Annotated in this window: 7 protein-coding genes and 1 pseudogene; 3 read left to right on the top strand and 5 right to left on the bottom strand. The window is 73.6% G+C overall.

Annotation, left to right across the window (positions count from 1 at the left end; genetic code table 11):
* Together CG740_RS41160 and CG740_RS29450 are read left to right on the top strand one after the other, a co-directional pair.
* Window positions 1–189, top strand: a pseudogene (locus CG740_RS41160) (hypothetical protein); the annotation flags it as partial.
* A 59-nt stretch (window positions 190–248) separates the two neighbouring features.
* Window positions 249–686, top strand: a complete 438-nt coding sequence (locus CG740_RS29450; protein ID WP_100578319.1) for a Fur family transcriptional regulator — start codon at window positions 249–251, stop codon at window positions 684–686.
* A gap of 562 nt (window positions 687–1,248) precedes the next feature.
* Here CG740_RS29450 and CG740_RS29445 read toward each other — a convergent pair.
* Window positions 1,249–2,097 (bottom strand): isoprenyl transferase, encoded by an 849-nt coding sequence (locus CG740_RS29445; protein ID WP_100578318.1) that lies wholly within the window; start codon window positions 2,095–2,097, stop codon window positions 1,249–1,251.
* 44 nt (window positions 2,098–2,141) lie between these two features.
* Window positions 2,142–2,891: a DNA repair protein RecO gene (recO, locus tag CG740_RS29440; RefSeq protein WP_100578317.1), complete on the bottom strand. Its 750-nt coding sequence runs from the start codon at window positions 2,889–2,891 to the stop codon at window positions 2,142–2,144.
* A 612-nt stretch (window positions 2,892–3,503) separates the two neighbouring features.
* Here recO and CG740_RS29435 point away from each other — a divergent pair.
* Window positions 3,504–4,217 (top strand): hypothetical protein, encoded by a 714-nt coding sequence (locus CG740_RS29435; RefSeq protein ID WP_100578316.1) that lies wholly within the window; start codon window positions 3,504–3,506, stop codon window positions 4,215–4,217.
* A 37-nt stretch (window positions 4,218–4,254) separates the two neighbouring features.
* On the opposite strand, the gene CG740_RS29430 is transcribed toward CG740_RS29435, so the two are convergent.
* From CG740_RS29430 to CG740_RS29420, 3 genes are read right to left on the bottom strand one after another with little or no spacing between them, the layout of a single operon-like run.
* Complete coding sequence (locus CG740_RS29430) at window positions 4,255–4,980, bottom strand: response regulator (protein ID WP_100578315.1); 726 nt, start codon at window positions 4,978–4,980, stop codon at window positions 4,255–4,257.
* Window positions 4,977–6,329, bottom strand: coding sequence for a sensor histidine kinase (locus CG740_RS29425; RefSeq protein WP_100578314.1), 1,353 nt, complete (start codon window positions 6,327–6,329; stop codon window positions 4,977–4,979). Before CG740_RS29425 ends, CG740_RS29430 begins: the two co-directional genes overlap by 4 nt.
* A 55-nt stretch (window positions 6,330–6,384) precedes the next feature.
* Window positions 6,385–8,547 (bottom strand): MMPL family transporter, encoded by a 2,163-nt coding sequence (locus CG740_RS29420; protein ID WP_100578313.1) that lies wholly within the window; start codon window positions 8,545–8,547, stop codon window positions 6,385–6,387.
* Window positions 8,548–8,552: the final 5 nt, after the last annotated feature.

The following is an 8,552-nucleotide window of genomic DNA, read 5'->3' as shown; positions in this document are numbered from 1 at the left end:
GCGATCTTCATCGTCCTGACCGCGCTCGCGACGCCGCTGGCCAAACGGCGGGCCCGGGCCAGGGCGGCCGCGCCGGCCGAGGGCGAGTGCGGGCTGGACGTCCCCGCCGCGTCGGCCGCAGCCGCGTCGGCCGTATCCGCTCCCGTGCCCGCCCAGGCAAAGCCTCAAGCCGGCGAGGTCACGGCCTGAGCGGGAGCTGGCACAATGGCCCGAGGAAGGTTTGTACGGGTCAAGGCTTGGAGGCACCTGTGACGACAGCGCCACTCGGCGGGTCGAATACCGCCCCCGTACGAGGCCGGTCGACCCGGCAGCGTGCCGCGGTGGCGGCGGCGCTCGACGAGGTGGACGAGTTCCGCAGCGCGCAGGAGTTGCACGACATGCTCAAGCACCGGGGCGACTCGGTGGGCCTGACCACCGTCTACCGCACGCTCCAGTCCCTCGCGGACGCGGGCGAGGTGGATGTGCTGCGCACCAGCGACGGGGAGTCGGTGTACCGGCGCTGCTCGTCGGGCGACCACCACCATCATCTGGTGTGCCGGGTGTGCGGCAAGGCGGTCGAGGTGGAGGGGCCAGCGGTCGAGAAGTGGGCGGAGTCGATCGCGTCGCAGCACGGGTATGTGAACGTGGCGCACACGGTGGAGATCTTCGGCACGTGCGAGTCCTGCGCTGCCTCTCCAGCGCCCTAGCCCCCAACGCGGGCCCGCGTTCCCTGGGCCCCGCCGCCCCAGACCCACTTCCTGGGGCCCACCCCAGCCCCCTTGAGGCCCGGCGCTGCGCGCGCGGGCCTCTTCCCGTTGGCTGCGAAGTCGCCTGCGGCCGTGCGGGCCGTGCGGGGCTGGTCGCGCAGTTCCTCGCGCCCCCAACCCCGTCTTCGGCCTCGGGCCGTGCGGGGCCGATCGCGCAGTTCCCCGCGCCCCCAACACCGTTCTCGTCCGCGGACCGTGCGGGGCCGATCGCGCGGTTCCTCGCGCCCCCAAAACCCGTTCTCGTCCGCGGACCGTGGCCGCTTCTCGCGCAGTTCCCCGCGCCCCCAACCCCGTCTTCGGCCGCGGGCCGTGGCCGCTTCTCGCGCAGTTCCCCGCGCCCCCAAAACCGTTCTCGTCCGCGGGCCGTGCGGGGCCGATCGCGCAGTTCCTCGCGCCCCTAAAGGCTCGGTGCCGGCCAGCACCGAGGCCTTTCAGCCCGTCATGGGGATTCCCCTGGGCGCGAACGGGGGTCTGGGGGCGGAGCCCCCAGGGGCCGGGGGCCTCACGGGCGAGGGAGGTCGCCGCTCTTGTCCAGCGCGGCCAGCGCCTCGTTCGGGATGGCGCCGCCGAACCGCCGGTCGCGGGAGGCGAATTCGAGGCACGCCCGCCACAGGTCACGCCGGTCGAAGTCGGGCCACAGCACGTCCTGGAAGACCATCTCGGCGTAACTGGACTGCCAGATCAGGTAGTTGGAGGTGCGCTGCTCGCCGCTGGGCCGCAGGAACAGATCGACGTCCGGCATGTCCGGGTAGTACAGGTACTTCGCGAAGGTCTTCTCATTGACCTTCGACGGGTCGAGCTTGCCCGCCGCGACATCGCGCGCGATGGCCTGCGCCGCATCGGCAAGCTCGGCCCGCCCGCCGTAGTTGACGCAGAAGTACAGCGTCATCGCGTCGTTGTCGACGGTCTGCTCCTGCGCGACCTGGAGCTCCTGGACGACCGACTTCCACATCTTGGGCATCCGGCCCACCCAGCGGATGCGGATGCCCAGTTCGTTCATCTCGTCGCGGCGGCGCCGGATGACGTCGCGGTTGAAGTTCATCAGGAAGCGGACCTCTTCGGGCGAGCGCTTCCAGTTCTCGGTGGAGAAGGCGTACAGGGAAAGGTTCTTGACGCCCATCTCCAGGCAGCCCTTGAGTACGTCGAGGACGACGCCCTCGCCGACCTTGTGCCCCTCGGTGCGGGGCAGCCCGCGCTCCTTGGCCCAGCGGCCGTTGCCGTCCATGACGCACGCGACGTGGTTCGGCACCAGCTCGGCCGGGATCTTCGGCGGCACCGCGCCCGAGGGGTGCGGCTCGGGGGTCTTGTAGTCGCGCCTCGACCGCCCGCCCAGGATTCCGCGTACTGCCATGTGGAGCTCTCTCCCTAGATGCTCTGGTGCTGATCTGGTGCTGCTCAGTTCTTCTCTACGTACCGCAAGGAGCGCAGGCCGCGCTCCAAGTGCCAGTGCAGATAGGCCGATACGAGCCCGCTGCCCTCGCGCACATGCCTCGGCTCGCTCGCGTCCGCGGTCTCCCAGTCCCCCGTGAGCAGCGCGCTGAGCAGGCCGATGGCCTCCGCAGAGGGTACGACGCTGCCGGGGACGCGGCAGTCACCGCATATGACTCCGCCGCTCGCGACGGAGAAGAACCGGTTGGGGCCGTGGAGGCCGCATTTCGCGCAATCCTCGAAACTCGGGGCGTACCCGTTCACGGCGAGCGAGCGCAGCAGGAAGGCGTCGAGGATGAGGTGCGGGGCGTGCTCGGCGCGGGCGAGGGTGCGCAGGCCGCCGACGAGGAGCAGGTACTGCTGGACGGCCGGCTCGCCCTCGTTGTCGGTGAACCGCTCGGCCGTCTCCAGCATGGCCGTACCGGCGGTGTAGCGGGCGTAGTCGCTGACGATGCCGCCACCGTACGGAGCGATGGTCTCACTCTGGGTGCACAACGGGAGTCCGCGGCCGATCAGTTCGCTGCCGCGCGCGAAGAACTGCACGTCGACGTGGCTGAACGGTTCGAGCCGGGCCCCGAACTTGGACTTGGTGCGGCGTACGCCGCGGGCCACGGCTCGTACGCGGCCGTGGTTGCGGGTGAGCAGCGTGATGATGCGGTCCGCCTCACCCAGCTTCTGGGTGCGCAGCACGATGCCGTCATCACGGAACAGACTCATGCGCCCATTGTCCTGCACACCGCGCGGGCCCGACCCCAACCCCCTGAGGCTCCGCCCCAGACCCATGCGGGGGCTCCGCCCCCTGCACCCCCGTTCGCGCCTGAACGGCGCTCGTCCTCAATCGCCGGACGGGCTGGGTATGCCTGTACGGGCCAGCACCGAGCCATTCGGGGCCACCTACAGGGGCGCGGGGAACTGCGCGAAAAGCGAGCACGGTCCGCGGACCGAGACGGGTTTAGGGGCGCGGGGAACTGCGCGACCAGCCCCACACGGCCCGCGGACGAGAACGGGTTTTGGGGGCGCGAGGAACTGCGCGAAAAGCGACCACGGTCCGCAGACCGAGACGGATGTAGGGGCGCGGGGAACTGCGCGGCCAGCCCCCCGCGGCCCGAGGCCGAAGACGCCCCACCCCACCCCCGCGGAGCGACGTGGCAGGGATCACTCCCCCACACCCGGCCTTGCGGCTCCGGCGGAGTGGGGGCGGGGTGCGGCGCGGGCGGGGGTGGTTCACGGGGTACGCATAGAGGGATAGGGCACCATTGCGGCAGCAGGACCCTCTTGTCCTGTGGCAGGGCTTCGCCTGCCGATGACTCACGCCCTGGACGGACCGGAATGCCGCTGCCCACGCCCGCCCGCCACGCCCGCGCCGCGGGCTACGCGCTCGCCGTGCTGGCGCTCGCGGGGTGCTCGGCGGGCGAGGGGGTGCGGGACGACGGGCCCGCGCCCACGCCCTCCGCTTCGGCGACCGCCTCCCCGCTCTGGCCCGACCACACCGCCGCCGTCCCGCCCGCCAAGCCCGGCCAGGGGTTCCATGCGCGCGGGCCCGTGCCGGGGGTGACCGTGCCGGGCGGGGATCTGACGCAGGTCCAGGGGGTGCGGCTGCTGGCCGCGGATCCCGCCACCGACCGAACCGTGGAGAGCGGTCTGAAGGAGTGCCCCGACGGCCCCTCGTGCCGGCTGCGGCCACCCGCGTACGCCGATCTCACCGGCGACGGGAAGCGTGAACTGGTGCTGGCCTACGACGACTTGGGCCGCACCATCCTGTGGGTGTACACCGCGGTCGGGGAGCGGGCGCACGCCGTGCTTGAGTACGCGGGGCGGCCCGGGACGAGCGCCGCGACGCTCGCCGGCGACCTCGTGATCACGGAGCCCGCGGGCGGCCGCAACCGCGAGTCCGCGACCACCCTGCGCTGGAACGGCACCGAGCTCGCCCCGCTGCCCGCCGCCTCGGACCCGGCCAAGGGTGCCTCCAAGGCGCGGCCCACGCGGCCCTCGGACGACTCCCTGATCCAGCCCGCCGGCACGGACGCCCCGGGGCGTGACTGACCCTCGGGTGCCAGGCAGGTCGGGCCCGGACCGGCCCTCAGGCGCCCGTGCCCGCGCCCGTGCCCGTGCCCGGCACCACGAGCCCCGATTCGTACGCCAGGATCACCAGCTGGGCCCGGTCGCGTACCCCGCACTTGCCCATGATCCGGCTCACATGGGTCTTCGCGGTGAGCGGGCTCAGTGCGAGGGCGTCGGCGATCTCGGTGTTGTTGAGGCCGCGCGCCACCAGGGTGAGGACCTCGCGTTCCCGGAGGGAGAGGGAGGTGAGGGCGGCCAGTGTGGCCGGGCCGGCGCCCGTCGCCGGGCCGGGGGCTCGCAGTACGCGGGCGATCAGGCTTGCCGTCGGGCCGGGTGAGAGCAGCGCCTCGCCGCCGGCCACCGTGCGGATCGCGTCGAGGAGTTCGGCCGGGCGGGTGTCCTTGACCAGGAATCCGGAGGCCCCGGCCCGTAGCGCCGCCAGGACGTTCTCGTCGGTGTCGTACGTCGTCAGGACGAGCACCTTCACCCCGGCGAGGTCCTCGGCGGCGGCGATCCGGCGGGTCGCCTCGATGCCGTCGGTGCCGGGCATCCGCAGGTCCATGACGACGACGTCGGCCCGGCACGCGTGGGCGAGCTCCACGGCGTGCGCACCGGTTCCGGCCTCGCCGACGACGACCATGTCGGGCGCCGACTCGACGAGCATCGCGAAGGCCGACCGTACGAGGGTCTGGTCGTCGGCGAGCAGCACCCTGATGGGGGTCTGCTCCGGCACGGCGGCGGTCATGCGGTCCCCTCCACGGAGTGGTTCCCTGGGGCGTGGCTCCCTGGGGCGTGGCTCCCTGGGGCGTGGTTCCCTGCACGGTCCCCGGTCGCCCGGTCCCCCGTGGCCCCCGCTACGAGCGGCACGAGCGGCAGCTCCGCGGCGACCCGGAAGCCGCCCTCCGGGCGCGGCCCCGCCTCCAGGGTGCCGCCCACACTGCGGGCCCGCTCGCGCATCCCGAGGATGCCGAAGCCGGCGCCTCCCCCGGCCGGGCCGGTGGAGTCGCGCCGCCCGTCACCACCCCGCCCGTCTCCACCCCGCCCGTCATCGGTCACGCCGACCCGCAGCGAAGGCCCGGCGGCCGTCTCGACGCGGACCCGGACCGTGGCGCCGGACCCCGCGTGGCGGACCGCGTTGGTCAGGGACTCCTGGACGATCCGATAGGCCGCGGCCCCCACCGCGGGCGGCACATGCGTGCCCGCAACGGCCACGGTCAGTTCGGCACCGGCGCTGCGGGCCAGGTCGGGCAGTGCGTCGAGGTCGGGCAGCGGGCCGTGTTCGCCGGTCAGGGGGCCGTGGTCGTCGGCGCGCAGCACGGTCAGCGTCGTGCGCAGTTCGGCGCGGGCCTCGCGGCAGGTGTCGGCGATGGAGTCCAGGGCGGCCGCGACCGCCGCCCGGTCGAGCCGCTCGGGGGACGCGGTCAGGACATGGGCGGCGACCGAGGTGCGCACCCCGATCAGGGTGATGCTGTGGGCGAGGAGGTCGTGCAGGTCGCGGGCGATGCGCAGGCGTTCCTCGGTGAGTTCGCGTTCGGCCTCGCGGGCGGCGGCGGCGCGCTGTTCGGCGAGGTAGGCGCGGGAGTTGTGCACGGCGACGCCGAAGACGAGCGCGGCCACCAGCCAGCCGGAGGTGCGGAACAGGTCGAAGACCCGGTGGATGCCGTTGAACGACATGCCGGCGATCGCGACGGCCACCACGCCCGCGCCGACGGTCGCGGTCCGCCGGACCGGGCCGGTCGCGGCGACCGTGTACAGGGCGGTCATCGCGATCGGCATGGTCCCCATGTGGGCGTTGTTGAGCAGTTGGTACGGGGCGATGCAGGCCACGATCACGGCGAGCACCGCCATCGGGTGGCGGCGCCGCCAGACGAGGGCGAGCGCGGACGCGGCGAACAGCGCCCAGCCGAGCGCGTTCGGCCGCAGCGCGGTGTCGGCGTAGGCGATGGCCGCGCCGAGCAGCCCGGCCCCGGCGGCGAGGGCCGCGTCGGCGCGCAGCGGGTGCGTACTGTCCCCGGGATCGCGGAGCAGCAGCGCCGCAATCCGCTCCCCGAGCCCGGGGCCGGGGCCGGGATCGGGGCCGGTCGGTCGGTTCACGTCTGCCACCCTGCCATCCTCTCCCTTGCCCTGCTCCCCGTTGCCGTCCTCATCCTCATCGGCCGGTGCCGACCAGTTCCGGCGGCGGTTCGGCGGAGGCCCGCGGGGTGCGCGAGAGGCGTCCCGGCCACCACACCAGGCGGCCGAGCAGCAGGTTGGCGCTGGTCACGAGGTAGGTGCGGACGAGGAAGGTGTCCAGGAGCACTCCGACGGCGATGATCGTGCCGAGTTCGACGAACATGACGAGCGGCAGCGAGGCGAGCACCGCGAAGGTCGCGGCGAGCACGATGCCCGCGGAGGCGATCACGCCGCCGGTGGTGCGCAGCGCGGTCAGTGCCGCCTCGCGCGGACCGGCCCCGCGCAGGGTCTCCTCGCGGGTGCGGTGCATCAGGAAGATGCCGTAGTCCACGCCGAGCGCGACGAGGAAGACGAAGGTCAGCAGGGGAAGCCCCGGGTCGAGCCCGGCGAAGCCGAGGACCGGCCCGAAGACCAGGCCGCCGATGCCCATGGCCGCGCCCCACACCAGGACGACGGCGGCCACGAGGAGCAGCGGAGCGACGAGGCTGCGCAGCAGCAGGGCGAGGACCAGCAGGACGCAGCCGAGGACGAGCGGGATGACGACGAGCCGGTCGTGGGCGTTGGTGTCGGCGAGGTCGAGGGCCTGGGCGCTGGCGCCGCCGACGTGGGCGCCGGGCAGCCGGTCGCGCAGCCGGTGGATGGTGGCGCTCTCGGCGGCCGATTCGGGGGCGGCCTTCGCGGTGACGGCGATCTCGGTCCAGCCGCCGCCGCTGCGGCCGCGTTGGACGCTCGCGACGCCGTCGACGGCGCGGGCGTCGGCGAGCGCCCGGTCGGCCCGGCCGGTCGGGGTCATCACCTCGATGGGCCGGCTGCTGCGGTCGGGGAAGGCGGTGGCGAGGGTGGTCATGGCGACGGTCGAGTCGGGCCTGGTGGTGTAGCTGTCCTCCTGCTTGAGCGCGCCGGGCAGGTTGAACGCGCCGAGCGCGAGCGCACCGAGCAGCACAACACCCGTGAGCAGTACGGCAGTTGGGCGCTTGGCGGCCGAGCCGCCCATGGCGGCGAACAGGTCACGGCGGCGCCGCTTCGGTTCGCTGCCGTACGCCGGGATCAGCGGCCAGAACACGCGTCGGCCGAGCAGGACGAGGATCGCGGGCAGCAGGGTCAGCATCGCGACGAGCGCGCACACCACCCCGACCGCGCCGACCGGGCCGAGCCCCCTGATGTTGTTGAGGTCGGCGGCGAGCAGGCACACCAGTCCGGCCACGACGGTGCCGGACGAGGCGAGCAGGGCGGGCGCGCAGCCGCGCAGGGCGGCGCGCATCGCGTCGTACGGGAGCGGGGTGCGGCGCAGTTCGTCGCGGTAGCGGGCGACAAGGAGGAGCGCGTAGTCGGTGCCCGCGCCGAAGACGAGCACGGTCATGATGCCGGCGCTCTGGCTGGTGACGGTGATCCCGGTCCAGGAGGCGAGCCCGTAGACGGCGGCCCGCGCGCAGATGGCGCCCGCGCCGACGGTGAGCAGCGGTACCAGCCACAGCACGGGGCTGCGGTAGGTGAGGATCAGGAGGAGTGCGACGACGAGGCCGGTGGCCAGCATCAGCGTCCCGTCGAGGGAGCCGAACACTCCGCGTGCGTCGACGGCGAGCGCGCCGTCCCCGCCGACCTTCACGCTCATGCCGTCCGTGTCGGCGGCCCGGTCGCGCACGGCCTCGACGAAGGCCTTCTTCGCGTCGTCGTCCTTGCCGGGCGCGGCCGTGGAGACCGCGTACATGAGGGTGGCGCCGTCCTGGGAGGTGACGGCGGGCCCGTTGCGTACGGCGGCGAAGGCCTTGGGGTCGGTGGCCGCGCCGAGGCCGGCCGCGGGCTGGGCGGCCGGGGTGCCGGGCGGGACGGTGACCGCGTCCACCTGCCGGGCGGCGGTGGCCCGGTCGGCGGCGCTCAGGCCGCCGTCGCGGTGGTAGACGAGGACGAGGCCGGTGATCTCGCCGCCGGGCAGCTTGTCCTGGAGCTTGGCAACCTGGGTGGAGTCGGCTCCGGCCGGCAGATAGTCGGCGGTCTGGTCGCGCTGTACGTCACCGAGCCTGCCCGCGAACGACCCGGCGACGGCGAGCACGATGATCCAGAGCGCGAGCACGCTCCACGGAACTGCCTTTCTGTGCACCGCGGTTGGCGTACGGGTCGTTCCTGGTATCCCTGACCCCATGGCGG

It is taken from the genome of Streptomyces sp. CB01201, from assembly GCF_002803085.1.
Classification (GTDB): Bacteria; Actinomycetota; Actinomycetes; order Streptomycetales; family Streptomycetaceae; genus Streptomyces; species Streptomyces hundungensis.
This window is presented reverse-complemented; position numbering and strand designations above follow the sequence as displayed.

What these genes read in the sequence shown, in the direction of transcription:
- CG740_RS29435 (WP_100578316.1), top strand. Translation starts at nt 3,504, where the DNA reads ATGCCGCTGCCCACGCCCGCCCGCCACGCCCGCGCCGCGGGCTACGCG.
- CG740_RS29445 (WP_100578318.1), bottom strand. Translation starts at nt 2,097, where the DNA reads ATGGCAGTACGCGGAATCCTGGGCGGGCGGTCGAGGCGCGACTACAAG.
- CG740_RS29430 (WP_100578315.1), bottom strand. Translation starts at nt 4,980, where the DNA reads ATGACCGCCGCCGTGCCGGAGCAGACCCCCATCAGGGTGCTGCTCGCC.
- CG740_RS29420 (WP_100578313.1), bottom strand. Translation starts at nt 8,547, where the DNA reads ATGGGGTCAGGGATACCAGGAACGACCCGTACGCCAACCGCGGTGCAC.
- recO (WP_100578317.1), bottom strand. Translation starts at nt 2,891, where the DNA reads ATGAGTCTGTTCCGTGATGACGGCATCGTGCTGCGCACCCAGAAGCTG.